The organism is Hydrogenophaga pseudoflava, assembly GCF_031020795.1.
GTDB classification, from domain to species: Bacteria; Pseudomonadota; Gammaproteobacteria; order Burkholderiales; family Burkholderiaceae_C; genus Hydrogenophaga; species Hydrogenophaga pseudoflava_A.
This window is the reverse complement of the sequence record NZ_JAVHJP010000003.1, coordinates 373,852-400,054: the sequence shown is the minus strand read 5'-3', so window position 1 is coordinate 400,054 and position 26,203 is coordinate 373,852. Positions and strand designations below refer to the sequence as shown.

Here is a 26,203-nt window from a genome sequence, read left to right as displayed (position 1 = left end):
CACTTCCTCACCACATCATGGCCTCAGCCCTTTCCGACCGCCTGTCACGCATCGTCAAGGAAATGCGGGGCCAGGCCCGCATCACCGAGAGCAACGTCACCGACATGCTGCGGGAGGTGCGCATGGCCCTGCTGGAGGCCGACGTGGCCCTGCCGGTGGTGCGCGACTTCATTGCCCGCGTGAAGGAGAAGGCGCTGGGCGCTGATGTGGTGGGCTCGCTCACACCGGGACAGGTGCTTGTCAGCGTGGTCAACCGCGAACTGGCGGCCACCATGGGCGACGGCGTGTCGGACATCAACCTCGCGGCCCAGCCGCCGGCGGTGATCCTGATGGCCGGCCTGCAGGGCGCGGGCAAGACGACCACCACCGCCAAGCTGGCCAAGCACCTGATCGAGAAGCGCAAGAAGAAGGTGCTGACGGTTTCGGGCGACGTCTACCGCCCGGCCGCCATCGAACAGCTCAAGACCGTGACCGCGCAGGCCGGCGCCGAGTGGTTCCCGAGTTCGCCGGACCAGAAGCCGCTGGACATCGCCCGCGCCGCGCTGGACTACGCGAAGAAGCACTATGTCGATGTGCTGCTGGTCGACACCGCGGGCCGGCTGGCGATCGACGAGGCGCTGATGCGCGAGATCCAGGAGCTGCACGGCGCACTCAACCCGGTCGAAACCCTGTTCGTGGTCGACGCCATGCAGGGCCAGGACGCGGTCAACACCGCCAAGGCCTTCAAGGAGGCGCTGCCGCTGACCGGCATCGTCCTGACCAAGATGGACGGCGACTCGCGCGGCGGTGCCGCCCTGTCGGTGCGCCAGGTCACGGGCGCGCCCATCAAGTTCGCCGGTGTGAGCGAGAAGATCGACGGCCTGGAGGTGTTCGACGCCGAGCGCCACGCCGGCCGCATCCTGGGCATGGGCGACATCGTGGCCCTGGTCGAGCAGGTCACCGCCGGTGTGGACATGGCGGCCGCACAGAAGCTGGCCGCCAAGGTCAAGAGCGGCGAGGGTTTCGACCTCAACGACTTCCTCGACCAGTTGCGCCAGATGAAGCAGATGGGCGGACTGTCCAGCCTGATGGACAAGCTGCCGGGCAACCTGGCGGCCAAGGCCAGCGAGGCCGACCTGAACCGCGCCGAGAAGGACATCAAGCGCAAGGAAGGCATCATCTGCAGCATGACGCTGGCCGAGCGCCGCAAGCCCGAGATCATCAAGGCCACGCGCAAGCGCCGCATCGCCGCCGGCGCTGGCGTGCATGTCCAGGAAGTCAACCGCCTGCTCAAGGAGTTCGAGCAGATGCAGGGCATGATGAAGAAGATGAAGGGCGGCGGCCTGATGAAGATGATGAAGCGCATGGGGGGCATGAAGGGGCTCCCCAAGATGCCCGGCATGGGTTGACTGAAGTCAAGCGGATTGCGCGCTCCGCCGCCCATACTCGCCTCCCATGTGGACGGCCCTGAACCTGTCGATCGCGGTGCTGTGTGTGGCGGTGGCTCTCTGGCTGCGGCCGTGGCGCATGCTGCGTGGTCCCCTGTTCACGCCGGCGCTGGCGTCCCTGGCGATGCTGCCCTGGCTGTGGCTGCTGCCGCAGAAGATGCCGCAGGGCCTGCAGGTGCAACTCTCGGGGGCCTGCCTGCTGGTGCTGATGCTCGGCTGGCCGCTGGCGGTGCTGGTGCTGGCCGGCATCGCGGCGGTGGTCTGGGCGGTGGGGCAGGCGGCGCCCCTGGCGGTCCTGCAGCAATGGGTCTGGATCGGCCTGGTGCCGGCCACGCTGGCGCTGGGCATCGGGGCGCTGCTGCGGCGCTGGTTGCCGCCCAATCCGTTCGTGTACACCCTGGGGCGCGCATTTCTGGGCACGGCCGCGGCGGTGTTCCTCGCCGGTCTGCTGTTCGAAGGGCTGCAGTGGCTGGCCGGTGAGCCCGCCCGTGACCAGTCTCTGGTGGCCCGCTGGCTCATGGCTTGGGGCGATGCCTTTCTGACCGGCATGTTCGGCGCCATTTTCGTGGCCTTCGTGCCTCAGTGGCTCGCCACCTGGTCGGACCAGCGCTACCTCCAGCCGCCCAAGCGATGAAAAAAGCCGCCCCGTGGGGCGGCTGGCGTGGCGAACGCGGTGCCCGCGTCAGACGGCCTTCAGCGCCAGACGGCTGGCGTGGCGCCAGGCGCGGCGCAGCACGGCGGGCGACCACGATTCTTCCGGGATCAGCAGTGCGCCACGGTTGCGCACCCAGGTGCCCAGGCCCACGTGGCCGGTCAGCACGGTCACCGGCACCGCCAGCAGCAGCGGCAGGGCCACCGGCAACAGCCAGGGCAGGGCGTCCGGGTTGATCAGGCTGGCCAGCGCCAGGAGCGAGGCGACCGCCAGCGACACCGGGGCCAGACGCGCCAGGGCATCGCCCCAGGCCACGCCCACGGCTTCCCGCGGCGGCGACTTCCATTCCAGCTTGATGCCGGTGATGGCGACCACGACAAAGATCGAATGCCCCACCATGCGGATCGGGGCCAGCAGCACGGCCATCACGCTTTCCAGCGCAGCGCTGCCCAGCAGCAGGCCGGTGCCGCCGTAGCTGCGCTGCTCGCCTTTGAGCAGCACGGCCAGCACGCCCAGCACGCGCGGCAGGAACAGCAGGCACAGGGTCCAGGCCCAGAGGCCACCGGCCTTGCCGGGCAGGGCCTGCCACGCATCCGGCAGGTTGGGGCCGGAGACCAGCATGGCCATGCCCAGCAGCAGGAAGGCCAGCCACATCGGTGCCGAAAGGTAGGACATGGTGCCGATGGCGAACATGGCGCGGTGCACGCGGTGCAGGCCGGGCTCGGCGATCAGGCGCGCGTTCTGCAGGTTGCCCTGGCACCAGCGGCGGTCGCGCTGCAGTTCGGACAGCAGGTCGGGCGGCTGTTGCTCGTAGCTGCCGGTGAGGTCGGAGACCAGCCAGACGTGGTAGCCGGCGCGGCGCATCAGCGCGGCCTCGACGAAGTCGTGGCTCATGATGCCGCCGGACATGCCACCCGTGCCCTTGATCGGCGCCAGCGCACAGTGCTGCATGAAGGGCTCGATGCGGATGATGGCGTTGTGGCCCCAGTAGTGCGACTCGCCGAGCTGCCAGAACTGCATGCCCAGGGTGAACAGGCGACCGGTCACGCGGCTGGCGAACTGCTGGGCCCGGGCATGCAGGGTCTGGTGACCGATGGCCTGGGTGGCGGTCTGGATGATGCCGGCGTCGGGGTGGGCTTCCATCAGCTTGACCAGGGAGCTCAGGCAGTTGCCGCTCATCACGCTGTCGGCATCGAGCACCACCATATAGCGGTAGTCCTTGCCCCAGCGGCGGCAGAAGTCGGCCACGTTGCCGGCCTTGCGGTGGGTGCGGCGCTTGCGCAGGCGGTAGTACACCTCCACGGCGGGCTGACCCGGCTGCGACACCAGGGCCGCGCGCAGCTGCTCCCAGGCCTCCCGTTCGGCGCCGATGATCGAGGCGTCGTTGCTGTCTGAAAGCACGAAGACATCGAACTGGCGCGCGTGGCCGGTGGCGGCCAGCGACTCGCAGGTGGCGCGCAGGCCGGCGAACACCGTGGCCACGTCCTCGTTGCAGATCGGCATGATGACGGCGGTGCGTGCCTCGGGGTTCATCGCATGGTGGCGCACCGAGGCGGCCGAGATCGAGTGCCGGTCACCGAACAGCATCACCCAGGCGCCCATCAGCGCGGTGACGAAACCGGTGACGACCCAGACGGAGAGCACCACGAACAGCGCGGTGTACAGGCCCTGCACCCAGGGCGTGCTGCCCGGTGGGTGGGCGGCGCTGAACAGAACGGCGGCCAGCACCGTGCTCACCACCGTCAGCACCAGGAAGGCCAGGCGGCGGCGTTCGGCCGCGCGCTGCCATTCGGCCATGGGCACTGCGGTGCGGGGTTCCCGGGGCGGCAGCAGGCGGCTGGCCGTGGCCAGCGCGCCCGAACCCAGGCTGTTCCAGAACCCGCGCCATGGCCGGGGTGCCATGGAGCCGCGGTTGAGCGGCGGTGCGGTCACCGCATTGGGGTGGCGCTCTTCGCGCAACAGGCTGCGGGCGTGCAGGGGCGCGCTCACTCGGGCAAGACGGCGTGTGTCCATGTTTCGCTCAGTGTGTCGTTCTGGTGTTGAAGGAAGACGCGCAGCTCGACCGGACGGGCCGGGTCGAGCCGCTCGACGCGAAGGGTGACCCGCCAGCCGCGCTGGGTCGGGTGGGGATAGGTCAGGACCTCGGCGATGCGGCCGTTGGCGTCGGCGCTGGCAATCGCCCGCACCGCGGCTTCAGCAGGCAGGGCCTCCAGCGCCGGGCCGGCAAAGTCGAGCACGAACTGCGGCTGGCGCTGCTGTTCGCCGGCGCTCAGCTTGGTGTAGCCGTAGCCGCGGCGCGACTGCACCACCCAGGCGCCAGGCGGCGTCTGCTGGGCATCGCCCTGCCAGGACAGCTCGTAGGCGAAGTCCAGCGGCTGGCCGGGCGCCGGCAGCGCGGCCGGCACCCAGTAGGCGACGATGTTGTCGTGCGTCTCGTCGGGCGTGCGCAGCTGCAGCAGCTCGACGCGGCCCGGGCCCCAGTCGCCCAGCGGGCGCACCCAGGCGCTGGGCCGGCGCTCGTAGCGGGCCTCGACGTCCTCGTAGCTGGCGAAGCGCCGGTCGCGCTGCATCAGGCCGAAGCCGCGCGGCTGGCGCATGGTGAAGCTGGCGACCGAGATCTGGGCGGGGTTCTGCAGCGGGCGCCACAGCCATTCGCCATCGCCGGTGTGCATCAGCAGTCCATCGGAGTCGTGCACTTCGGGGCGGAAGTCGTTCGCGTTGGGCTGGTTCTCGCCGTGCAGGAACATGCTGGTCAGCGGTGCCAGGCCGAGCGTGTTCACCGGGCCGGCGCCCACGCGCAGGAACAGCCGGGCCGTCACGGTCATGGTGGTGCTGGCGCCGGGGCGGATCACGAAGCGGTAGGCGCCGCTGGCGCGCGGCGAGTCCAGCAGGGCCAGCACGGTGACCTCGGTGGCTCCAGGCGCCGGGCGCTGCAGCCAGAAATCGGTGAAGCGCGGGAACTCTTCGCCCTGGCCGCCCACGGTGTCGATGGCAAGGCCGCGCGCCGACAGACCGTACTGCTGGCCGGCGCCGAGGGCGCGGAAGTAGCTGGCGCCCAGGAACACCACCAGCTCGTCCTTGTAGGCGGTGTTGTTCAGCGGGTAGTGCAGGCGGAAGCCCGCGTGTCCCAGGTCGCCCCAGGCCGTCGGGTCGACCGTGTTGCGGCCCATGTTGTAGTCCGCACTCCGGTAGGGCAGGTCGCTGGCGCCCTCGGGCGAGAGCTCGTGCAGGCGCACGGCCTGCTTCTGGTAGAGGCCCAGGTGGAAGAACTGGGCCTCGAAAGGCAGCGACCGGTCGCGCCAGAGCGAGCGCTCGGTGCGGAAGCGGATGTCGCGCATCTGGTCGTAGTCGAGCGCGGCCAGGTCAACGGGCAGTTTGTCGCCAACCGGTTGAAACGGAGATTGCGCGCGCTGGCGGGCGAGCTCGCCCAGGGCGTTCCAGTCCATGGCCTGAACCGCGCTGAAACCCGCGGCCAGCCAAGCAAACAGCAGCGCGCCCAGGCCTCGCTGGAGCGCGCGCGACGAAGAGAGACGGGGGGAGATGGGCCAAGGCATGCCCTGTTAAGGGCAAACCCTATGCCAGGTCGAAGATTCTCAAATGAATCAACGACTTACGATCAAAATCAGCCAAAAAACGGCGGTGCGTTCAAAAACAGGCCGGTCCGGATGCCATTTTTGTCGCCATCCGGCGACAGCGGCATCGGGTGGTGAAAAAAAACCGTTTTAAATCAAAGAGAAAGAGCTGTCACAAAGCGGCGACAGGGTCCTGTGCGTCGCCTCCCTCGGGGTCGCTCTTGAACAGCCCCGGGGTCAGGGCGTGCTTTTGCAGCAGGCGGTAGAACTCGGTGCGGTTGCGCTGTGCCAGCCGGGCCGCGTCGGCCACATTGCCGTCGGTCATCTTCAGCAGGCCCACCAGGTACTCGCGCTCGAAGCGCTGGCGCGCCTCGGCAAAGCTCAGCACTTCCACCGAGGGCGTGCGCAGCGCGCGCTGCACCAGGGCCAGCGAGACCAGCGGCGTGGTCGAGAGCGCGCAGACCTGCTCGACCACGTTGTAGAGCTGGCGCACATTGCCCGGCCAGCTGGCCATGGTCAGCGCCTTGAGCGCCTCGGGCGCGAAGCCCGAGCTGCGTTTGCCGTACTTGGCCGCCAGCTGGGCCAGGAAGTGGTTGGCCAGCAGGGGAATGTCCTCGCGCCGCTCGGCCAGGGTGGGCAGGTGCAGCGTGACCACGTTGAGGCGGTAGTAGAGGTCTTCGCGGAACTGGCCCTCGGCCATGGCCGCTTCCAGGTCGCGGTGGGTGGCCGAGATGATGCGCACGTCCACCGGGATCGACTGGCTGGACCCCAGCGGCCGCACCGCCTTTTCCTGCAGCACGCGCAGCAGCTTGACCTGCAGCGCCGGCGGCATGTCGCCGATCTCGTCGAGCAGCAGGGTGCCGCCGTCGGCCGCCTGGAACAGGCCCTTGTGGTTGGCGTGGGCGTCGGTGAAGGCGCCCTTCATGTGGCCGAACAGCTCGGACTCGAGCAGTGCCTCGGGAATCGCGCCGCAGTTGACCGCCACGAAGGGCTTGCGGGCGCGGCGGCTGGCGCGGTGGATGGCGCGCGCCATCAGCTCCTTGCCGGTGCCGCTGTCCCCGCGCAGCAGCACGCTGGCGTCGCCTTGCGCCATCAGGCGGGCTTCGGCCAGCAGGTCGGCCATGCGGTTGGAGCGGCTGACGATCTCGGCACGCCAGGCCTCATCGGCCGGGCTGGCCGGCAGCGCAGGCGCACTCAGCGCCAGGGCCTGGCCGATGCGCTCCAGCAGTTCCTTGGCTTCGTAGGGTTTGGTGAGGTAGGTGAACACGCCGCGCCGCGTCGCCTCGACCGCGTCGGGGATGGTGCCGTGGGCGGTCAGCAGGATCACCGGCAGCGACGGATGGCGGCTGCGGATCTCGTCGAACAGTGCCAGCCCGTCCTTGCCGGGCAGGCGCACGTCGGAGAGCACCAGCTGCGGGCGGTCGATGTCGAGCTGGCTGAGCGCCGCCTCGGCCGAGCCGACAGCGGTGACCTGGTAACCGGCGGCGCCCAGCCGCATGGACAGCAGCCGCAGCATGTCGGCGTCGTCGTCGACGACCAGCAGGCGGGCGCGGACCGGGGTGGTGGTCATGGCGAAGGGCGTGCGCCTCCGGAGGCCGGGGCGCGCGGTGTGAGGCTGCGCTCGATGGCGCGCATGGCTTCGAGCCGGTCGTTGAGCACGTCGATGCGGCGCTGCGATTCGCGCAGCTGCTGCGCCAGCCGGTCGGCCTGGTCTTCCAGGCGCCGGGCTTCGTGCAGGCGCCCGGCGAGCAGCCGGGCCAGCGGCCGAAGCTCAAGGGCTTCCGGCGCGTTGCTGGCCGCCACGCGCTGCAGCAGACCGAGCGCGCGGGCGGTGTCGACGGGCACATGGGTCTGCGACAGCACCAGGGCCAGCTGCATCTGCCGCTCGGCCGAGCCGCCGGGCTCTCCGATCTGGGCCTGCTCGGCTGCGAGTTCGCCGGGCCCCATGGTGCGCAGGCGGTCGGCGTAAAGCAGGGCCGACGCGAGGGGCGAGGTGGTGACCGGTGGCGTGGCAGGCGCCGCGCCGCGGGTGGCGGCAGAGGGCTCGGGAGCGGGCATTGGCGGGATGACCGGTTGCATGCCCGGCTCGGGCGCTGCGGTGCTGGGCGGCGGTGGCGGCGGAGGCAGGTCGACCGGTGCTCTGGGCGGTGTGTTGCAGGCGGCGAGCGCCAGCACCAGGCCGAGCGCCGGCAAGGTCCGGAAGGCGGTGGCGGTGCGGCGCAGGCGCGGCCGCCGGAGGTCAGGATGCATGGGGAAGTTCGATGCGGAAGTGGGCGCCGGGGCCATCGGGCAACAGCTCGATGCGACCCCCGTGGGCCAGAATGTACTCGTGCACGATGGACAGGCCGATGCCGGTCCCCTTGACCGCGTCGGCGGGCTGGCGTTCGCCCCGGTAGAACGGTTCGAAAATGCGGCCCCGGTCGTCGGGCGCCACGCCCGGTCCCTGGTCCCTGACGTCGATCTGCACCCGGCCGGCCGCCGTCGCCAGCAACAGGCGGATCTGGCCGCCAAAAGGCGAAAAGCGGATCGCGTTGGACAGCAGGTTGCCGATGGCCGAGGCCATCTTGTCGCGGTCGACCGGCAGCACCACGGCGGGCCCCTCGACCTGCACATCGAGCTGGTGCGACTGCCAGCGCAGGCGCTGGGCCTCGACCTGGCTTTCCGCCAGCGCGCGCATGTCGGTCGGCTCGCGGCGCAGCTGGCGCGCCTCGAAGGCGGCGGCATTGAAGCGCAGCAGCGCCTCGATCTGCTGCTGCAGCGCCAGGGTGTTGCCCTGCAGGATGCGCACCACTTCGGCCTGGTCGGGATTGAGCGAGCCGGCCACGCCGTCTCCAAGCACGGCCACTCCCTCGTGCAGCGAGGCCAGCGGGGTCTTGAGTTCGTGCGAGATGTGGCGCAGGAAGCGCGCCTTGTCGGCGTCCAGTTCGGTCAGGCGCAGCCGCAGCCACTCCAACTGCTGGCCCACGCTGCGGATGTCGGGCGGGCCGGGCACCTCGATCGGTTCGTCCAGCCGGTTCTCGCCCAGGCCGATGATGGCCTTTTCCAGCCGGCGCAGCGGGCGCGCGAGCCAGATGCCGAAGCCGATGGCCATCGCCACCGCCAGCGCGATCGACCCGCCCACCTGCACCGCCAGTTGCTGGCGGTTGCGCTCGAAGCGCGCCTGCAGCGCGGCGTTGCGGCCGCCGATGATGGCCTGCACCTGCTGCGCGATGGCGGCGCTGTGGCCGTCCAGTTCGCGGAACGCCAGGGCGACCTCCGGTTCACGCTCCAGCGCGGTCTCGGGCGGGCCGTCCAGCAGGGCGGTGATGTCGTCGAGCTGCTGGCGCCAGCGGCCCACCAGATCGGGCGACACCTCGTGGTCCTGCAGCCGCACCAGGATGTCGCGCGCCTGGCCCGAAGCCTCCAGGAAGCGCTGGCGCAGCTGCGCGTCGCGCAGCACCAGCGACTGGCGCGCCGAACGCTCCATGGCGACGCCACGCTCCGACAGCGACTGCGCTGCGGTGTTCAGCTCGATGGCCTGTGTCGCGCCGTCGCGGCTCTGCGCCATCAGGCCCTCGAGCGTGAACAGCGCGCGCAGCGCGGTCGCTCCCAGCAGCGAACCTATGAGCAGGAACGCGACGAGCAGCAGCTGGGGAAACGAAAAGCGCAACCCCTTCATGTCATCAGGCTTCGCGCACCAGCACCTCGCCGCGCAGCGAGTGCGGCAGCGCCTGGGTGATCTTCACGTCGATCATCTGGCCGACCAGGCGTGCGCTGTTCGGGCCGCCGTCGAAGTTGACGATGCGGTTGCATTCGGTGCGGCCCATCAGTTCGGCGGCGTTCTTGCGCGACGGGCCTTCGACCAGGATGCGCTGCACCGTGCCTTCGCGGCTGGCGCTGATGCGGCGCACGTTTTCTTCCAGCACGGCCTGCAGGTGCTGCAGGCGCTGAAGCTTGACGGCGTGCGGTGTGTCGTCGGGCAGGTTGGCGGCGGGCGTGCCGGGGCGCGGGCTGAAGATGAAGGAGAAGCTGCTGTCGTAGCCGACGTCGGTGATCAGCTTCATCATCTTCTGGAAGTCTTCTTCGGTCTCGCCGGGGAAGCCGACGATGAAGTCGCTGCTCATCGACAGGTCGGGCCGGATCGCGCGCAGCTTGCGGATCGTGCTCTTGTATTCCATGGCGGTGTAGCCGCGCTTCATGGCCATGAGGATGCGGTCCGAGCCGTGCTGCACCGGCAGGTGCAGGTGGCTCACCAGCTGGGGCACCCTGGCGTAGGTGTCGATCAGACGCTGGGTGAACTCGTTGGGGTGGCTGGTGGTGTAGCGGATGCGCTCGATGCCTGGGATCTCGGCGACATACTCGATCAGCATCGCGAAGTCGGCGATCTCGTCGGTGTCGCCCATCTTGCCGCGGTAGGCGTTGACGTTCTGGCCCAGCAGCGTCACTTCCTTGACGCCCTGGTCGGCCAGTCCGGCCACCTCCACCAGCACGTCCTCGAACGGGCGGCTGACCTCTTCACCTCGGGTATAGGGCACCACGCAGTAGCTGCAGTACTTGCTGCAGCCTTCCATGATGGAGACGAAGGCCGAGGCGCCTTCCACGCGCGCGGGCGGCAGGTGGTCGAACTTCTCGATCTCGGGGAAGCTGATGTCCACCTGCGGCTGGTTCAGCCGGTCGCGCGCCTTGAGCATCTCGGGCAGGCGGTGCAGGGTCTGCGGGCCGAACACCACGTCCACGAAGGGCGCGCGCTTGATGATCTCGGCGCCTTCCTGGCTGGCGACGCAGCCGCCCACGCCGATCAGCACGCCCTTTTTCTTGAGGTGCTTGACGCGGCCGAGGTCGGAGAACACCTTCTCCTGCGCCTTCTCACGCACCGAGCAGGTGTTGAACAGGATCAGGTCCGCCTCTTCGGGGTCCTGGGTTTTTTCGAAGCCCTCGGCGGCGCCGAGCACGTCGGCCATCTTGTCCGAGTCGTACTCGTTCATCTGGCAGCCGAAGGTTTTGATGAAGACTTTTCTAGACATGGGAGTCACCCCCTGCGCCGCTGACGCGGCTTCCCCCAGGAAGGGGGACCGCACTGGCGGCCCGGCAGAGCCGGTTCCGCGGTGCGCCTGGGCTTTGGGGGCCTGTTGGGGTTGAGGGGTTACTGGCCGGCGCGCTTGCGCTTCTCGGCCGCTTCGGCTTCGGTCAGGATCCAGACGTCGTGGACCATGCCGTGGGACTCGACGGTGTAGTTCACCAGCAGCTCCTTGCCGACGATGGCGCTGGAGAGCACGAGCAGGTTGTCGGAGCCTTTGATGCGGGCGCCCGGCGAGAGCTGGGCGGGCTTGCCGTCGATGGCGATGACCGGTGGCTGGGTCACGACGAGGGTGCCGCGCAAGGCGCTGGCGGGGAAGGTGCGCGGGGCGTTCTGTGCCTGGGCCAGGGTGGCCAGCGTGCACAGACCGGCGCCGGCCAGGGCCAGCAGTCGGCGTCGGGTGGCGGGGGGGAAGCAGCGGTTCATGGTGTAGATCCAGAGGCTGAGGGGAGCGCGGCGGCGGGCGCCGTCGCGGGGCCGCGATTGTCTCACGCGACGCCGCAGCCGGTCATTTCCAGCGCACCGGCTCGATGTGCACGCTGCCCAGGTTGCTCGAGAGCGTGAGCGCGCCGTCCTGCACCGTGGCCTGCAGCTGCATGCTGCGTTCGGCCAGCGCGGCGAGCGCGGGCGCCACCTCGGTGGGCAGGCGCCAGACCTGCAGCTTGTCCAGCCGGGTCAGCTTGTTTTCGATCCCCTTCCACCACACGTCGGCGGCCGAGCTGAAGGCGTAGACGATCACTGCGTCGGCCTGGCTGCAGGCCTTGGACAGCGGCTTGTCTTCGGGCTGGCCGACCTCGATCCACAGGCGCTTGCGGCCGGTGAAGTCGGTCAGCGAGGCGTCCGGGTCGTCCGGGTCGGACAGGCCGGCGCCGAAGGCCAGGGTGCCGTCGCCGCCGCAGGTGTCCTGCAGCTCGTGCGCCTGCAGCGCCATCGCCACCAGGCGGACCATCATGCGTTCGTCGGTCTCGCTGGGGTGGCGGGCCAGGGTGAGCGCGTGGTCGGCGTAGTAGCCGTGGTCGATGTCGGCGATCTGCAGGGTCGCCTTGAAGATGGTGGACTTGAGGGCCATGGGGCGTTCCGGCCAGGGGCCGGATGGGGCGGGAAGGGGAGGCCGGCAGTGTAGCCGCCGGCCCGGTTTCAGAACCCGGTCTCGCGCACCAGCACCGCCAGGGCCTGGCGCAGGTAGCGCAGCACCGGGGCCTCGCTCTGCACCCGGATGGTGAGCCGGCCGCGCCAGCTGTGCTGCTGCAGCGTGTCCAGGTCGGCCGGCCGGGCCGGTGCCAGCTGCACGCGGTAGACCGCCCGCTCGGGCACCATGGTGCGGGCCTGTTCGCGCACCAGCACGTGGCCGCCGAGGTGGGCCGCCAGTTCGGGGCGCGGCAGCACCCGGCTGGCGTCGCGGTCGATGCCCTGCACCGTCAGGTGCAGGGCCGGCCCGCTGGCCGAGTCGGTGACGAACAGCGCCTCGTCGCCGATGGCCACGCGCTGCACCACCTCTTCCGGCACCCAGGTCTCCACCAGCCAGGACGAACCTTCGCGCACCAGCATGCCCAGGCGCTCGCGCTTGCCCAGCCACTGCCCGGCCTGCAGGTCCGGGTCGAGGTCGTGCAGCCGTCCGGTCCAGGGGGCCGTGGGGCTGTGCTGCTGCAGTTCGGTCTGCAGCGCGCCGTATTCGGCCTCGGCGGTCGTCAGCGCCTCCTGCACCACCTGCCACTGCTGGCGCGCCTCGGCATCGAATCCGGCCGCACCGGCCTGCAGCCTCAGGCTGTCCAGCCGGGCGCGCAGCGCCGCAGCCTTCATGCGCAGCTCGGGCTGCTCCAGGCGCACCAGCACCTCGCCGGCCGGCACCGTGTCGCCGTTCTTCCAGGGCAGGGCCTCCAGCCGGGCCGCGCCGGGTGCGTGCAGCGGCCAGACCTCGGCCGGCCGCAGCAGGCCGCTGACCTGCACCCGGCCGGGCCAGGGCAATGCCAGCAGCAGCGCCAGACCGGCCAGCAGCGCCACCAGGCGCGGGCCGCGGCCGCCGCGGCGGATGGCCTCGCCGCGGGAGCGCCAGGCCTGCCACTCGGAGCGCAGCGGGCGCAGCACGAACCAGGCCATCTCGACCGCGAACAGCAGCACGCCCAGCAGCTTGAAGAAGAGGTGGTAGACCATCAGCGCGATGCCCACGAACAGCACCAGCCGGTAGAGCCAGGTGGCCCAGGCGAAGAGCAGCAGGGCGCGCTGGCGGCGCGGGCCCAGGTGCTCGGGCGGCTCCTCGCCCAGCGCGAACAGGCGCTCGCGCAGGTGCCAGCGGGCCAGCGCGAAGCTGCGCTCGTGCAGGTTGGGAAAGTCCAGCCAGTCGCACAGGACGAAGTAGCCGTCCATGCGCATGAAGGGGCTGGCGTTGATGGCCAGCGTGGCCACCCAGGAGGTGGTGGCCAGCGCGAAGGCCGCGGCGCGCAGCGGACCGTCGGGCAGCAGCGCCCAGGCCAGCGTGGCCCAGGCGGCCACCGCCAGTTCGGTGGCGATGCCGGCGGCGGCCACCTGCAGGCGCTGGCGCGGGTCGGTCAGGCGCCAGGCGTCGTTGGTGTCGGTGTAGGCCACCGGCCACATCACCAGAAAGGCCACGCCCATGGCGGGCACCCTGCAGCCGTGGTGTTTGGCGGTGAAGGCGTGGCCGAGTTCGTGCAGCAGCTTGACGCTGAACAGCGCGACGCCGTAGGCCGTCAGACCTTGCAGGCTGAAGCTGTCGACCAGGGTGGCGGCGAACACGTCCCAGTGGCGCAGCACCTCGGCCACGCCCAGCAGGCCGGCGGCCAGGGTGAGCCAGAGGAAGAAAGGCGAGGCGAAGCGCGCCGCCACCGGGGCCCAGCGCGCCAGCCAGGCGTCGGGCCGCGCCAGCGGAATGCGGAAGAACAGGTAGTGGTGCAGCAGCCAGTCCACCGGGCTGCCGCTTTGCGCGGCGCACCGGGCGGCCATCTCGCGCGCCGCGTCCGGCCCGCCGGGCACGGTCAGCTGGTTGCGCACCAGGAAGTCTTCCATGGCCTGCACGTCCTGGTCGTCCAGCCGCAGCGTGGTGTCGGCGCAGACCTGCTCGGCGATGCGCTGTGGGCTGGCCAGCGTCCAGCGGCGCAGCATCTCGAAGCTGGGCCAGTCGATGCGGAAGAACAGATTGCGCGCCGGATCGTGCAGGGTCCAGCTGGGCTGGCCGTCGGCCAGCGCCGGGCCCGGCAGCAGCGCCAGGTCTTCGCGCAGCAGGGCCAGCGCGCCGCTCACAGGCCCACCGTACCGCGCAGGCTGGCCAGCGGGCGGCGCAGCACCCAGTAGGCCAGCGGGCTCCAGCCGCCGTCGATGCGGGCCGTGCCCTTGAGGCCCACGCGCTGGTCGGTCGGCTCGCTGATGGTGGCGCGCAGCCGGTAGGCGTGGCTGCCGTCGGGACGCTGCACCGCGTCGTGGGCCACATAGCGCACCGTGGCCGACACCGGCGCCAGCGGGTTGGCGCTCAGGTAGAGGCGCACCGTGTCGCCCGCCTCCAGCGGGATCGCGTCGCCGATGGGCAGCCAGGCCTCGACCTCGCGGTCGTCGGGCGCCGCGATGCGCAGGATGCGCTCGCCGGTGGTGACGGGGCGGCCCATCCACTCCGAGGGGTCGTCCAGCAGCACCACGCCGGCCTGCGGGGCGGTGACGTGGGTCCGGCCGGCCTGGTCCTGCAGGTACTCCAGCTCGGCGCGCTTTTCGGCGATTTTGCCGGGCAGCAGTGCCAGCTGCATCTTGGATTTCGGATCGTTCAGCGCCTGCTGGGAGGCCTGGCGGGACTCGGCCTCGGCGGTGGCCAGCACCTGCGCCGCCACGGCGACGCGGCTCTGGATCAGCGCCTCGTCCAGCCCGAACAGCGGCTGGTCGCGTTCCACCCGCTGGTTGGGCTGGACATGAAACACGTCGAGCACGCCGTCCATCGGCGAGCGCACGGTGACCGGGTGGGCCGGCACGAGTTCGCCCGGCGCCATGACCGTCATGCGCACCGGCATCAGCGGCAGCAGCACGGCCAGCACCAGCCAGCGCCAGCGCGCCTGGCGCCACCAGGGCCGGGCCGGGTCGTGCCGCAGGTGCTGGCGCAGGCGCCGCGCCCATCCCTTCCAGCCGGTCGCCGGTGCAGGATGCAGGGCCTGCCGGGCGTGGTGCCAGCTGTCGGTCCATTCGAGCAGCAACTGTTGGTCCGTCTGCGACCAGGCGGTGTCCCTCGCCAGCAGCAGACCTTCGGCGGGGCCGTCCGGTGCGGCCGGCAGCGGCAGCCACAGCGCATGGGCGGGCCACCACTCAGCCCAGTCGGCGGCCAGTTCCGAGGGGAGGTCCGCGGCCGTGAAGGCGCCGGCCTGCGCCGGTGCGGCCGCCACCCGGTGGCGCGCCACCCGCTCCAGCCATTGCACGTAGGGGGCGTTGGCCTCGGGCTGCAGCACGCCCGAGAGGGTCTTCACGCCGGTGTCGGCGTGCCACAGCGCCGCCTGACGGAACGCCACCAGGTGGGTCGTCTCGTTGACCAGCAGAAAACCCAGCTCCTGGACCGAACCGGCACGGCGCGCCCGGCGCGACAGGTCCAACAGCACCGCCAGCGCATGGGCGGTGCTCACGGATGGGTGGTGCGCGTCGGCCATCAGCCGGGCACCTTGGCCACGGGGGCGGGCCGCGCCGTGGCGGGCGCGGTGTCTCGGGCGTTGAGGCGCTGGCTCCAGGCCATGTCGCCCCGTCCCTCGCGGCGCAGTTGTTCGCTCAGCGCGGGCCGGCCGCCGGGCACCGGTTCCTTGCCCAGGTGCAGCTTGAACTTGGTGGTGACGGCGTTCCCCCGATCGTCCCGGGCATCGACCTGGATCTCGATCTGCTCGGCCACCCCTGGCGGTGGCGTGACGGAGAACGAGCCTGTCTGCGCGTTGAACGCGATCCACTCGGGCAATGCCGTGCCGTCGGCCAACCGGGCCGACAGGGTGACCGTGGCCTGGGCGTCCGAGTGCACGAAGGTGTGGAAGGGCAGCGAAATGCGGGTGGCCGCCCCCGCTTGCACGAACTGGTCTGTGATCTCCCTGTTCAGGTTCAGGCCCCCCGTCGCGTTGGGGTCCACCGGGATCTGGAATCCGGAGGCCTGGGTGCGCAGGTCCGTGAACGGGGCGTCCGCGTACGAACGGGCCCAGGACAGCGTGTCCAGGCCGAGGAACGACAGGTGGGCCGGGGCCACATCGGGCAGCGCGGAATCGAAGCGCAACGACGGCGCGGCCGCGGGCGGCTCCACGGGCGCCGGGTCGGGGGCGCGGGCCGGCGCGGGGTCCGGTGCAGGCGCCGGGGCGGGTGCGGCCACGGGAGGGGGGGCCGGAGGCGGTGGGGGAGGCGGCGCCGGCACAGGCGCTGGGGCCGGAGCGGGTGGCGGTGCAGGAGCCGGTGCCGGATCGTCGACCGGTGTGATGGTCACCAGCACGGTGACGTCGACGCTGCCGCCGTGGCCGTCGGAGACGGTGACGACGAAGCTGTCGTTGCCCACGTAGTCCGCGTCCGGGGTGTAGGTCCAGGCGCCGGTCGCGGAGTCGAGCGTGAGGCTGCCGTTGGCGGGACCGGTCTGCTCGGTGAACGAGAGGGTGTCGGCGTCCTGGTCCGACGCCGCAATCGTGCCGTTGCGCGGCGTGTCCTCGGGCGTGCTGACCTCGTAGCGGCCGTCGGCCGCGTCCCAGTCCGGGTCCAGCGCTTCGCCGGGGACCGGTGGGTCGTTGACGGGCGTAACGGTGACCAGCACGGTCACATCGACCGAACCGCCGTGGCCGTCGGAGACGGTGACGACGAAGCTGTCGTTGCCGACGTAGTCGGCGTCCGGCGTGTAGGTCCAGGCGCCGGTGCTGCTGTCGATGGTGAGGGTGCCGTTGCTCGGACCGGTCTGTTCGGTGAACGAGAGGGTGTCGGCGTCGAGGTCCGACGCCGCAATCGTACCGGTGCGCGGGGTGTCTTCGGGCGTGCTGACTTCGTAGCGGCCGTCGGCCGCGTCCCAGTCCGGGTCCAGCGCATCGCCCGGCACGGGCGGGTCGTTGACCGGGGTGACGGTCACCAGCACGGTCACGTCGACACTGCCGCCGTGGCCGTCGGAGACGGTGACCACAAAGCTGTCGTTGCCCACGTAGTCCGCGTCCGGGGTGTAGGTCCAGGCGCCGGTCGCGGAGTCGAGCGTGAGGCTGCCGTGGGCGGGACCGGTCTGCTCGGTGAACGAGAGGGTGTCGGCGTCCAGGTCGCTGGCCGAGATGGTGCCGTTGCGCGGCGTGTCCTCAGGCGTGCTGACCTCGTAGCGGCCGTCGGTGGCGTCCCAGTCCGGGTCGGTGGCATCGCCCGGCACGGGCGGGTCGTTGACGGGCGTGACGGTGACCAGCACGGTGACATCGACCGAACCGCCGTGGCCGTCGGAGACGGTGACAACGAAGCTGTCGCTGCCGACGTAGTCCGCGTCCGGGGTGTAGGTCCAGGCGCCGGTGCTGGCGTCGAGCGTGAGGCTGCCGTGGGCCGGGCCGGTCTGTTCGGTGAAGCCCAGGGTGTCGGCGTCGAGGTCGGTGGCGGTGATGGCGCCGGTGCGCGGTGTGTCTTCGGGCGTGCTGACTTCGTAGCGGCCGTCGGTGGCGTTCCAGTCCGGGTCCAGCGCATCGCCCGGCACGGGCGGGTCATTGACCGGCGTGACGGTCACGAGCACGGTCACATCGACCGAACCGCCGTGGCCGTCGGAGACGCTGACGACGAAGCTGTCGTTGCCGACGTAGTCGGCGTCCGGCGTGTAGGTCCAGTCGCCGGTGTCCGGGTCGAGCGCGAGGCTGCCATGGGCCGGGCCGGTCTGTTCGGTGAAGCCGAGGGTGTCGGCGTCCAGATCGGTGGCGGTGATGACGCCGGTGCGCGGTGTGTCCTCGGGCGTGCTGACCTCGTAGCGGCCGTCGGTGGCATTCCAGTCCGGATCGGTGGCATCGCCCGGCACGGGCGGGTCGTTGACCGGCGTGACGGTGACCAGCACGGTGACATCGACCGAACCGCCGTGGCCGTCGGAGACGGTGACAACGAAGCTGTCGCTGCCGACGTAGTCCGCGTCCGGGGTGTAGGTCCAGGCGCCGGTGCTGGCGTCGAGCGTGAGGCTGCCGTGGGCCGGGCCGGTCTGTTCGGTGAAGCCCAGGGTGTCGGCGTCGAGGTCGGTGGCGGTGATGGCGCCGGTGCGCGGTGTGTCCTCGGGCGTGCTGACCTCGTAGCGGCCGTCGGTGCTGTCCCAGTCCGGGTCCAGCACATCGCCAGGCACAGGCTGGTCGTTCACCCCGTGAACGGTCACCGTGATCTGGTGCTGCGTGCCGTCGGCGGTGCGCACGATGAACACCTCGTCGAGCGTCTGGCCGGCCGCCAGGTACTGCACCAGGGCGTTGTCGACGGTGTAGGTCCACTGGCCGTCGCTGGTGAGGCTGAGGCTGCCCAGCGTGGACGGGCTGGTGGTGATGTCGGCAGGCGTCGTGAGGAAATAGGCCTGTCCGGCGTTGGCGTCGCTCACGGTCAGGGTGCCGCTGTCGCTCAGCGCCGGGCTGCTGGCGTCTTCGGTGACGCTGCCGGTGTTGTCCCCCCCCACCACGGCCGGCGTGTTGGTCGAGTCGGTGACGTTGAGCAACACCACCGCGGGCGCCGATTCGTCGGCCCCGTCGCCGACCACGTAGCTGAAGCTGTCGCCCACGATGTCGTCCGTGGCGGGCAGATAGGCCATGGCGCCGTCGGCCTGCAGATAGAGCGTGCCGTGGGCGAGCGGGACCTCCATCCAGCCGCTGGCGGCGGGGTAGTCGACCGAACCGCTGTTGGCGGTGAACAGTTGCCCATTGACCTTGGTCACGGTCAGCGCGTCGTTCTCGATGTCGCTGTCGGCACCGTGGGTGCTGTCGTTGTCGGTGATCAGGTTGGCGCTGGTCAGCGCGGTGTTGCGCTCGGTGCTGTAGGTGTTGCCGGCCGATGCGGGTGCGTCGTTCACCGGTGCGATGGCCAGCGTCACCGTGGCGGTGGACGTGGCGCTGCCGTCGCTCGCCGTGTAGACGAAGCTGGCGTTGCCGCTGAAGTTCGCTGCGGGGGTGAAGCTGATGGTGCCGTTGGCGTTGAGCACGGCCACCCCGCCGATGGCGTTGGACACGCCCACGATGTTCAGGGGGGTGTTGTCGACGTCGGTGTCGTTGGCCAGCAGGTCGGTGGCCGACAGCTGCGCCGTGGTGTCTTCGGTGCCCGCGACCAGGTCGTCCGCCGCGTCGGGGTGGTCGTTGGCGCCGTGCAGGTTGATCGTCAGGGTGGCGATGTCCTCGCCACCGCCGGTGTTGCGGATGCGGTACTGGAAGCTGTCCTGCAGCGAGCCGCCGGTGTTGAGCGCCTCGACCTCAGGGTTCGCGTCGTTGGGCGTGTAGGTGTAGTTGCCGTTGGACCACAGACGCAGTGTGCCGAACTGGCCGCTGAGATCGGTGTAGCTGCCGGCGGTGATGGTGGTGTCGCCGGTCGACGCGTCGGCGCGCCCGGCGACCACGCTGAGCGTGCCGGAGGGCGTGGTGTCGTTGGTCAGCACGGTGCCGGTGGCGTTGCTGCCGCCGGTGTTGCCGGCGCCGCCCGCTTCGGTGGCGTTGCCGGCGTCGTTGACGGCGTTCGGGTCGGTGGCGGCCGAGCCGGTGACGGTGATCGAGAGCGTGGCCACGCTGGCCACCCCTGCGTCGTCGCGCATCGTGTACTGGAAGCTGTCCACACCGGTGGCGCCGGGGGCCAGGGCGTCGTTGTTGGCAAACGGGGTGTAGACGTAGCCGCCGTCGGCGTTGAGCACCAGGGTGCCGTAGCGGCCGGTGAGCGTGGAGCCCGCGGCGGCACTGAAGGTGAAGCCGCCCGAAGGTGTGCCCGACAGCTGCTGGCTCAGCTGCAGCACCAGCTGGCCCGATCCGTTCACCGTGACGCCGGTGACCCGCGTGCCGTCGGCAATGCCGGTGCCGCTGATCGACATGCCCGCCTGAATGGTGCCGCTGGTCTGCGCGACGGTGAGGGTGGAGGTGACCACGGTGGTGGTGCCACCGACGTCGGCGATGCGGGTGTTGCCGCCGGCGGTGACCGTGGCGTTGCCCGAGGTGGCGAAGGCGACGTGCGAGCCGCTGCCCAGCGTGTAGTTGGTGGGCGTTCCGCTGAGGTTCAGGCTGTAGGAGCCGTCGGGCAGCTTGGTGTTGCTGGTCACCATCACCGGGCTGCCGCCCGCGGTCAGCAGGGTGTAGTTGCTGCCAGTCTGGATGTAGACGTAATGCGAGGTGCCCACGTTCTGCAGCGTCGAGGCGGTCGGCGAGAAGCTCAGATTGGTCGTGGCCCCGCCCAGGAAGTGGGTGATGTAGGTGCCCGCGGCAAACAGGCCGTCGATCTCGGCGGTTTCGCCGTGGCGGTCGGGGTCGGTGTCGTTGTCGAGCACGTTGCCCTCGGCGGTGCGCCCCAGCAGGTCCGACGCCGTGTACTGCGTGCCGTTGCTCAGCAGCGATTCCTTGGCGGTGTCGGTGTCGTTGACCGCCGTGGGCGCGTCGTTGGCGCCCTCAATGCGCACCGTCAGTGTGGCCGTCGCGGTGGCGCCTTCGGTGTCGGTGATGCGGTAGGTGAAGGTGTCGGTGAGCGTGTCGGTGCTCAGGCGCAGCGCATTGACGGCCGTGCTGCTGTTGTCGACCACGTAGCGGTAGCTGCCGTCGGCCGCGATGTAGAGCGTGCCGTGGCTACCGGTCACGGCGGTGCCGCCTGCGGTGCCCGCGCCGCTGGTGCCGGCGGTGACGGTCTGGGTGCCGGCCGTGCCGGTGACCGACTGGACGCTCAGGCTGGCGTTGCCGGTGTCGTTGCCCAGCACGTTGCCGGTGGCGTTGCGTCCGCCCTCCAGGTAAGCGGTTTCGATGGCCGACTGGGCGCCGGGGGCGTCGCTGGTATCGGCGTAGGCCGTGGGCGCTTCGTAGCCCACCAGGAGGTCGTTGAGCGCCCGGTCCACCGGATCGCTGGAGGTGCCATTGTCGGAGCCGGTGGCAAAGACCGCGTTGACCTGCAGCAGGTAGGCGGTCTCGCCCGCGTCGCCGGTGCCGATCAGGCCGTCGGCACCGGTGGCGTAGAAGTAGATGCCATCGACCGTGTTGCCGGTCTTGAACAGGCGGCTGGCCACGCCGTAGATGGACTGCGGGGCACCATCGCCGTCGTTGTAGGTCAGGTAGCCGGTGACGTTGTTGCCGCTGAAGTAGAGGTCCGACGGATTGGAGGAGACGAACTGGAAGTTGCTGCCCACCAGCGGGGCGATGTTGTTGAGCGACTGTGCCTCTTCGGACAGCGACGACGGTGTGCCCTGGAAGACCCCCGAGAAGGTGATCGAGGCGGCTTCGACCTCCACCAGCCGGCCGTCGATCCAAAGCGCCGTGCCATCGTTTTCGGTGGCGATGCGTGCGCTCTGCTCCTCGGTCAGGGTGCGGCCGAGCAGGGTGAAGGCGAAGCGTTCGCCCTCGTCGCCTGCGGTGTCGGTGCCGCCGTTGAGCTGGTGGTCGATGGCGTGGCCCATCTCTTCGAGCAGCACGCGCGAGACGGTGGCGGCGTCGGTCTGCACGGCCAGCCAGTCGGCATTGAGGTAGATCACGCCCGGCGAGTCGGCGGTCGGGACGGCATAGGCCCCGATCAGTCCGTTCATCGACTGGTGATTGAGCAGCGCGACAGTCACCGGGGCGCCACCGCTGTGCAGGTGGTCGAGCAGGGCGTCGGCTTGTGCGGTCCAGTCCGCCGACGGGCTCTCCTGCTCTCCCTCGAACAGGTTGAACAGCTGCTGCGCGGCGTCGTCCCTCTGGGCGAACTCGGCGAGCATGCCGTCGGTCTGGGTCAGGGCTTCCGTCAGCACCGGCGGCAACGGCGCCGTGCTCACGGGCGCGAAGTTCAGCGACGCGGGCGCCGTCCCGGTTACGGTGTCGATGGCGGTGTCCAGCGGTTCCTCCACAGAGGGCGCCGTTTCTTCCGGTGCCGGCACAGGCTGTGCATCGGCGGTGTCCGTCGGCTCCTGCGCTGCTGTCGCGGAGGCTGGTGCGTCGGCGGACACGGTGTCTTGCGCCGCTTCCGGTGCCGGTGACGCGTTGGACGGGGGCGCGCTGGCCGGGGCCTCCGTTGCGTCCGGCGCATCGGAGGACAGGGCCGCGGCCTCCAGCACGGCGGCGCCGTCGAACATGAAGCGCTGCTCCAGCGCCATGGGGCGCGGGCGGCGGGTGACCAGGCCCTTGGGACGAAGACCGGCGGACGTTGCGGAAGAGTCGATGGGGGCTTGCTGGCGGGTCATGACCGTTGTTGTTTTGTGGTGTTGTTGTCTGCGTTCACTGGGCCGGTGCAGAGGCGACCACCCGGCCGCTCATGCCCGCGATCAGCTCCGGGAAACGGCCGTCGATCGCGGCCGCCACCTTCACCGACTGGCTGACCGGGTCGACGCGGGCCCCGATGCGGGTGAAGCGGGCCGGGTAGGCCTTGCGCGTTTCGTCGATCTGCACCGACAGGGCGGCACCGGGCTTGAGCCAGCTCAGCCAGTGCGAGGGCACCAGAAACTCCAGTTCCAGCACGCTGTCGTCGATGATGTCCAGCAGCGCCTGACCGGGCTGCACGTACTGCTGTTCGCGCACCTTCTGCTCTGCGACGCGGCCGCTGAAAGGCGCGCCCACGCTGCATTTGCCCAGCACCGCCTGGTTCGCCCCGAGTTCGGCGCGGGCCTTGGCGCGGGCCGAGCGCGCCAGTTCCACCTCCAGCTGGCCGCCGGCGTGGAGTTCGAAGAGCCGTTCGTTGGTCTTGAGCGATTGCTCGGCGCCGTCGAGTTCGGCCCGGGCCTTGGCCAGCTGGGCCTGCTGCAGCGAGCAGTCGAAGCTCACCAGCAGCTGGCCGGCCTTGAAGGAACCACCTTCGCCCACCGGCAGGCGCTGCACCTTGGCGCCGATTTCGGCGGCCACCGTGGTGTAGCGCCGGGGCATGAGCTGTGCCCGAATCTCCCGCTCGCCGCCCGGTTTGGCCGTCGTGGGCGAGGGCGCCATCAGCGCCGGTGTCGTGGGCATGGAAGGGGCAGGGGTTGCGGCCCGGGCGGCTCCCAGAACCAGGCAGAGCAGGGGCAGCGTCCAGCAGTTCGATGGTTTCATGGCGCGGTCCTGGGCAGGTCGCTGCTCATGCGCAGCCACAGCGGGTCGAAGCCGGTCTGGCCCTTGATCTGCTCGGTCAGGGCCTGCAGGCTGAGCTCGTCGGTGCGGCCGATGCGCGGTTCCAGGCCCAGCTGGGCCAGCAGCCGGTTCTCGGCCGCCTGCACCTGGGCCAGCGCCTGGTAGCGGCGCAGCAGGCTCAGGATGGCGGCGGTGTCGTTGCTCACGCGCTCCAGCTTGCTGCTGGCCTGCACCGCCTCGCGGGTGCGCATCAGCTCGCTGATGCGCCGGTCGGTGGCGTAGACCTCCTCGGCGCGCGCGAACTGGCTGCGCGCGTTGAGGAACTGCAGGCGCACCAGGTGCAGCTGCGTCAGCACCGCCATCTGCGTGGCCATGCGGCGCTGGTCGGCCAGCTTCACACCCGCCTCGGCCAGCTTCACCTGGGCCGGACCGGTCAGCAGGTTCATGAAGTTGAACGACAGCTGCAGGCCGGCCTCGCGCCAGTGGTTGTTGATCAGGTACTTGTCGGAGTCGTAGTTGAAGCCGTAGTTGAAGCTCAGGTTGGGGAACATGCGCAACATGGCCTTGCGCGTCTCTTCCTGGGCCACGCGGGCGTTGTAGTGCTGCTCGCGCAGATCGGCGTTCTGGCGCAGGGCGACGGTCTCGAGCTGCTCCACCGGCACCGAGACCACGCGGGTGGCGGTGTCCGCCAGCGCCGATTCGGCGATCGGGATCGGCTGGTTCAGCGGGGCATTGATCAGGGACGCGAGGTCGACCTGGGCCGAGAGCAGCTCCTGGTTGATGGATTCCAGCAGGCGCAGGTTTTCCAGCAGCTGGCGCTGGTAGCGCAGCGCGTCCACCGGGTTGCGTGTGCGCTCCTGCTCCAGCTTGCGCGAGTCGGCCAGCGCCTCTTCGGCGGCGCGGATGGTGGCGGCCACATCGTCCCGGAGTTTCTGGGCGCTGGCGGCGCGCCAGTAGGCGATGCGCACGTCCTGCATCAGCAGATGCATGGCGCGGCGGCGCTTCTCGGCCGCGATGTAGACGCGGTTGGTCTGCTGGCGGGCGTTGTAGTAGCCCATGCCGAAGTCCAGCAGGCTGGCCGTCACGCCCAGGTCGCTCATGTGGTGCGAACGGTCCTGGGAGATGAAGCCGTTGCTGGAGATGTCACCCGTTTCGGGGTCCAGGCTCTGGCTGATGCGGTCGTTGCTGCGCGACTGCGCGGACAGCCGGGCCGCCAGTGTGGGCAGCATGTCGTAGCGCGTCAGGTCCAGCTGGCGCAGAGCCACAGCCTCTTCCATCAGCTTGGCGCGCCGGTCCAGGTTGTATTTCAGCGCCCGTGCCATCGCCTCTTCCAGGGTCAGGGGGGACATGATGGGCTCGACGTCCCGGGCCATGGCCGAACGGTCCGCCTGGCTGGTGCTGGCGACGTCGGCGTCGGTCAAGGCCGGCGGGGTGAGCTGGGCACAGGCCGTCAGGCCCAGGACGGCCGAAACGATCAGTCCGGTCCGCAGTGCGGGGATGAGTTTGTTGTTGCGTGAGGCCATGGAAACATCGGTGGTGGAGGGTGACCACAGACCGGTGACTGCATGGCGGCGTGTTGCTCAGGGGGGGCGGACGCCGGATCGGTGGCATTCGCTGGCTTCGCAGTCCAGCGCATCCCCAGTATCGGCAAGCCCTTTTCCGACTAAAGGTCGAATCAGCGGCTTGTTCGTGATGTATTTCCCGCGCACGGACAAAGAAAAACCCCCTTGAAGCTTGCGCCTCAAGGGGGTCCTGAATCTGGTGGCGATAGGTGGACTTGAACCACCGACATCAGCATTATGAATGCTGCGCTCTAACCAACTGAGCTATATCGCCGAAGCCCAGCATTATAAGCCCATTTTTGCGAAGCGCTCAAGCCCCCTTGCGCGACAGCGGGGCCAGTTCCTCGCGGATGAGCCGGCCGATCAGCCGGTCCAGGGTCGCCACCGAGTAGTTCTTCACGTCGTGCACCGTCTCGCGGCCCGGTCCGCTGGCGGGGTCCTCGGCGCGGTCGTAGGTCAGAAACACGAAGCGGCCGCCGGTGTACTGGGCGATCTGGCGCTGGATGAACTCGCCCTGCGGGTCCAGGCCGCTGGCGCCAACACTGAAGACCTTGATGCCCTTGCCCAGCGCCACCTGCATCGCCGCGTCGTAGGTGGGCCTGTCGGGGCCGAGCTGCGGCGGCGCGTCGGCCAGCAGCACCACCATGCGCGTGGCGCCCTCGCCGCGCCAGCTCAGGCGGTGCACGGTCTCGTGCAGCGCCTCGCCCATGGCCTCGGGGTAGTCCCCGCCGCCGTCGGCCTGCAGCTGGTTGAGCACTTTCTGGAAAGCGCCGAGGTCGTTGGTGAAGTCGTGGCTGCGCAGCACGAAGGGGTCCGTGGTGTCGCGGTAGGCGACCAGGCCGAAGCACAGGTCGGGCCGGCTGGGCAGGCGCGCGGAGTCGTCGGCGATGCTGCGCAGGCTGCTCTTGAGCTTCTGGATCTCGTCGGCCATGGAGCCGGTGGCGTCGATCAGGAACACCAGGTCCAGGCGCGCGCGCTGGGGCGCGACGGCGCCATCCAGCTGCAGCTCCAGCGCGTCCTTCTGGCCGCGGCGCAGCAGGCCCTGGGCGGTCTGCCCGCCGTGGCTGGCCGTCACCTCGTACAGCGTCGACTGGCCGGTGTCGAAAGACCGCGGATGCAGCCAGACGCGACCCGCGCTGTCGGTGCGTGCGCGCAGCAGGGCGCCCTCGGGCGAGCGCACCTGCACCTGCGCGTCGGGCACGCCGCGGCCGGTGCGGTCCCTCACGGTGAGCAGGTGGCGCTCGCTGATGTCGCGCGCTTGGTGCGGCACGTTCGTGCGCGCACGGAAGGCCAGGTATTCGGCGAAGTCGGCGTTGTCGTCGACCATGCCGGCGGTCACGACCGGGCGGGCCTCTCGGTTGCCACCGATGGTCGGAGCGGGGGCCGGCGCGACCGCCAGGGCCTCGGGCGGGCGCTCCATGGACAGGGCCACCGCGGGAGACGCTGCCTTCGCCGCTGCATCGCGCGAGACGCTCGGGGCGCGGGAGCGCGGCAGGGCCTTGCCGATGGATACCGCAGGCTCGGCGACATCGGGCCGGCCGGGCACTTCGTGCGTGCGCATCGGGCGCCGGCAATGGTTGGCGCTGGGCGGCGCGAAGTCGGGCTGGGCAGACACCGCGGCGGCAAGGGCCACCGCCGGCGTGGGCTGCGCGGCGGTGACGGGCGCGCCGAAGAGCAGCAACTGGCTGCCGAGCAGGGCGGTCAGCAGGCGGGACAGCCGGAGATTCTGGAGGGGCATCGTGAACTCCATGGGGGTTGGTGATGCCACTGAAA

Annotated in this window: 16 protein-coding genes and 1 tRNA gene; 2 read left to right on the top strand and 15 right to left on the bottom strand. The window is 70.4% G+C overall.

The genetic code is table 11. The features are described 5' to 3' along the window. The first annotated feature begins 17 nt into the window (after positions 1 to 17). Entirely contained in the window at positions 18 to 1,388 is a 1,371-nt protein-coding gene (gene ffh / locus RCO38_RS11480; protein WP_308328445.1) for a signal recognition particle protein, read from the top strand. Between the two features lie 46 nt (positions 1,389 to 1,434). After that, complete coding sequence (locus RCO38_RS11475; RefSeq protein ID WP_308328444.1) at positions 1,435 to 2,061, top strand: hypothetical protein; 627 nt, start codon at positions 1,435 to 1,437, stop codon at positions 2,059 to 2,061. 48 nt (positions 2,062 to 2,109) lie between these two features. Here RCO38_RS11475 and mdoH read toward each other — a convergent pair whose 3' ends face one another. From mdoH to RCO38_RS11400, 15 genes are all read right to left on the bottom strand, one after another. Continuing rightward, entirely contained in the window at positions 2,110 to 4,092 is a 1,983-nt protein-coding gene (gene mdoH / locus RCO38_RS11470) for a glucans biosynthesis glucosyltransferase MdoH (RefSeq protein ID WP_308328443.1), read from the bottom strand. After that, a complete protein-coding gene (locus RCO38_RS11465; RefSeq protein ID WP_374694537.1) occupies positions 4,065 to 5,633 on the bottom strand; it encodes a glucan biosynthesis protein G in 1,569 nt (522 codons plus the stop codon). Before RCO38_RS11465 ends, mdoH begins: the two co-directional genes overlap by 28 nt. A gap of 190 nt (positions 5,634 to 5,823) precedes the next feature. Continuing rightward, the gene (locus RCO38_RS11460; RefSeq protein ID WP_308328442.1) at positions 5,824 to 7,221 is read right to left on the bottom strand and encodes a sigma 54-interacting transcriptional regulator; all 1,398 of its coding nucleotides are present in this window, start codon (positions 7,219 to 7,221) and stop codon (positions 5,824 to 5,826) included. Beyond that, positions 7,218 to 7,901: a hypothetical protein gene (locus RCO38_RS11455; RefSeq protein ID WP_308328441.1), complete on the bottom strand. Its 684-nt coding sequence runs from the start codon at positions 7,899 to 7,901 to the stop codon at positions 7,218 to 7,220. The genes RCO38_RS11460 and RCO38_RS11455 overlap by 4 nt, the downstream gene beginning before the upstream one ends. Next, complete coding sequence (locus RCO38_RS11450) at positions 7,891 to 9,309, bottom strand: HAMP domain-containing sensor histidine kinase (protein WP_308328440.1); 1,419 nt, start codon at positions 9,307 to 9,309, stop codon at positions 7,891 to 7,893. Before RCO38_RS11450 ends, RCO38_RS11455 begins: the two co-directional genes overlap by 11 nt. 4 nt (positions 9,310 to 9,313) lie before the next feature. Then, positions 9,314 to 10,654: a tRNA (N6-isopentenyl adenosine(37)-C2)-methylthiotransferase MiaB gene (miaB, locus tag RCO38_RS11445; protein ID WP_308328439.1), complete on the bottom strand. Its 1,341-nt coding sequence runs from the start codon at positions 10,652 to 10,654 to the stop codon at positions 9,314 to 9,316. 119 nt (positions 10,655 to 10,773) lie between these two features. Continuing rightward, positions 10,774 to 11,133: a hypothetical protein gene (locus RCO38_RS11440; RefSeq protein ID WP_308328438.1), complete on the bottom strand. Its 360-nt coding sequence runs from the start codon at positions 11,131 to 11,133 to the stop codon at positions 10,774 to 10,776. Positions 11,134 to 11,215: 82 nt separating this feature from the next. Then, positions 11,216 to 11,776 carry a YaeQ family protein gene (locus RCO38_RS11435; protein ID WP_308328437.1) on the bottom strand — a complete coding sequence of 187 codons (561 nt, stop codon included), beginning with the start codon at positions 11,774 to 11,776 and terminating at the stop codon, positions 11,216 to 11,218. A gap of 68 nt (positions 11,777 to 11,844) precedes the next feature. Further along, a complete protein-coding gene (locus RCO38_RS11430; protein WP_308328436.1) occupies positions 11,845 to 13,962 on the bottom strand; it encodes an HlyD family efflux transporter periplasmic adaptor subunit in 2,118 nt (705 codons plus the stop codon). After that, positions 13,959 to 15,338 carry an efflux RND transporter periplasmic adaptor subunit gene (locus RCO38_RS11425; RefSeq protein ID WP_308328435.1) on the bottom strand — a complete coding sequence of 460 codons (1,380 nt, stop codon included), beginning with the start codon at positions 15,336 to 15,338 and terminating at the stop codon, positions 13,959 to 13,961. Before RCO38_RS11425 ends, RCO38_RS11430 begins: the two co-directional genes overlap by 4 nt. Beyond that, positions 15,338 to 22,012, bottom strand: coding sequence for a tandem-95 repeat protein (locus RCO38_RS11420; RefSeq protein WP_308328434.1), 6,675 nt, complete (start codon positions 22,010 to 22,012; stop codon positions 15,338 to 15,340). Before RCO38_RS11420 ends, RCO38_RS11425 begins: the two co-directional genes overlap by 1 nt. A gap of 34 nt (positions 22,013 to 22,046) precedes the next feature. Then, the gene (locus RCO38_RS11415; RefSeq protein ID WP_308328433.1) at positions 22,047 to 22,850 is read right to left on the bottom strand and encodes an efflux RND transporter periplasmic adaptor subunit; all 804 of its coding nucleotides are present in this window, start codon (positions 22,848 to 22,850) and stop codon (positions 22,047 to 22,049) included. After that, positions 22,847 to 24,391 (bottom strand): TolC family protein, encoded by a 1,545-nt coding sequence (locus RCO38_RS11410; RefSeq protein WP_308328432.1) that lies wholly within the window; start codon positions 24,389 to 24,391, stop codon positions 22,847 to 22,849. Before RCO38_RS11410 ends, RCO38_RS11415 begins: the two co-directional genes overlap by 4 nt. 236 nt (positions 24,392 to 24,627) lie before the next feature. Next, positions 24,628 to 24,704, bottom strand: a tRNA-Met gene (locus RCO38_RS11405). Between the two features lie 36 nt (positions 24,705 to 24,740). Next, positions 24,741 to 26,168: a vWA domain-containing protein gene (locus tag RCO38_RS11400; protein WP_308328431.1), complete on the bottom strand. Its 1,428-nt coding sequence runs from the start codon at positions 26,166 to 26,168 to the stop codon at positions 24,741 to 24,743. Between the last annotated feature and the right edge of the window lie 35 nt (positions 26,169 to 26,203).

Excerpts from the sequence above, each read along its gene's own strand:
- RCO38_RS11450 (WP_308328440.1), bottom strand. The coding sequence starts at position 9,309 with ATGAAGGGGTTGCGCTTTTCGTTTCCCCAGCTGCTGCTCGTCGCGTTC.
- RCO38_RS11460 (WP_308328442.1), bottom strand. The coding sequence starts at position 7,221 with ATGACCACCACCCCGGTCCGCGCCCGCCTGCTGGTCGTCGACGACGAC.
- RCO38_RS11400 (WP_308328431.1), bottom strand. The coding sequence starts at position 26,168 with ATGCCCCTCCAGAATCTCCGGCTGTCCCGCCTGCTGACCGCCCTGCTC.
- RCO38_RS11455 (WP_308328441.1), bottom strand. The coding sequence starts at position 7,901 with ATGCATCCTGACCTCCGGCGGCCGCGCCTGCGCCGCACCGCCACCGCC.
- mdoH (WP_308328443.1), bottom strand. The coding sequence starts at position 4,092 with ATGGACACACGCCGTCTTGCCCGAGTGAGCGCGCCCCTGCACGCCCGC.
- RCO38_RS11435 (WP_308328437.1), bottom strand. The coding sequence starts at position 11,776 with ATGGCCCTCAAGTCCACCATCTTCAAGGCGACCCTGCAGATCGCCGAC.
- RCO38_RS11410 (WP_308328432.1), bottom strand. The coding sequence starts at position 24,391 with ATGGCCTCACGCAACAACAAACTCATCCCCGCACTGCGGACCGGACTG.
- RCO38_RS11440 (WP_308328438.1), bottom strand. The coding sequence starts at position 11,133 with ATGAACCGCTGCTTCCCCCCCGCCACCCGACGCCGACTGCTGGCCCTG.
- RCO38_RS11465 (WP_374694537.1), bottom strand. The coding sequence starts at position 5,633 with ATGCCTTGGCCCATCTCCCCCCGTCTCTCTTCGTCGCGCGCGCTCCAG.
- miaB (WP_308328439.1), bottom strand. The coding sequence starts at position 10,654 with ATGTCTAGAAAAGTCTTCATCAAAACCTTCGGCTGCCAGATGAACGAG.
- RCO38_RS11475 (WP_308328444.1), top strand. The coding sequence starts at position 1,435 with ATGTGGACGGCCCTGAACCTGTCGATCGCGGTGCTGTGTGTGGCGGTG.
- RCO38_RS11425 (WP_308328435.1), bottom strand. The coding sequence starts at position 15,338 with ATGGCCGACGCGCACCACCCATCCGTGAGCACCGCCCATGCGCTGGCG.
- RCO38_RS11415 (WP_308328433.1), bottom strand. The coding sequence starts at position 22,850 with ATGAAACCATCGAACTGCTGGACGCTGCCCCTGCTCTGCCTGGTTCTG.
- RCO38_RS11420 (WP_308328434.1), bottom strand. The coding sequence starts at position 22,012 with ATGACCCGCCAGCAAGCCCCCATCGACTCTTCCGCAACGTCCGCCGGT.
- ffh (WP_308328445.1), top strand. The coding sequence starts at position 18 with ATGGCCTCAGCCCTTTCCGACCGCCTGTCACGCATCGTCAAGGAAATG.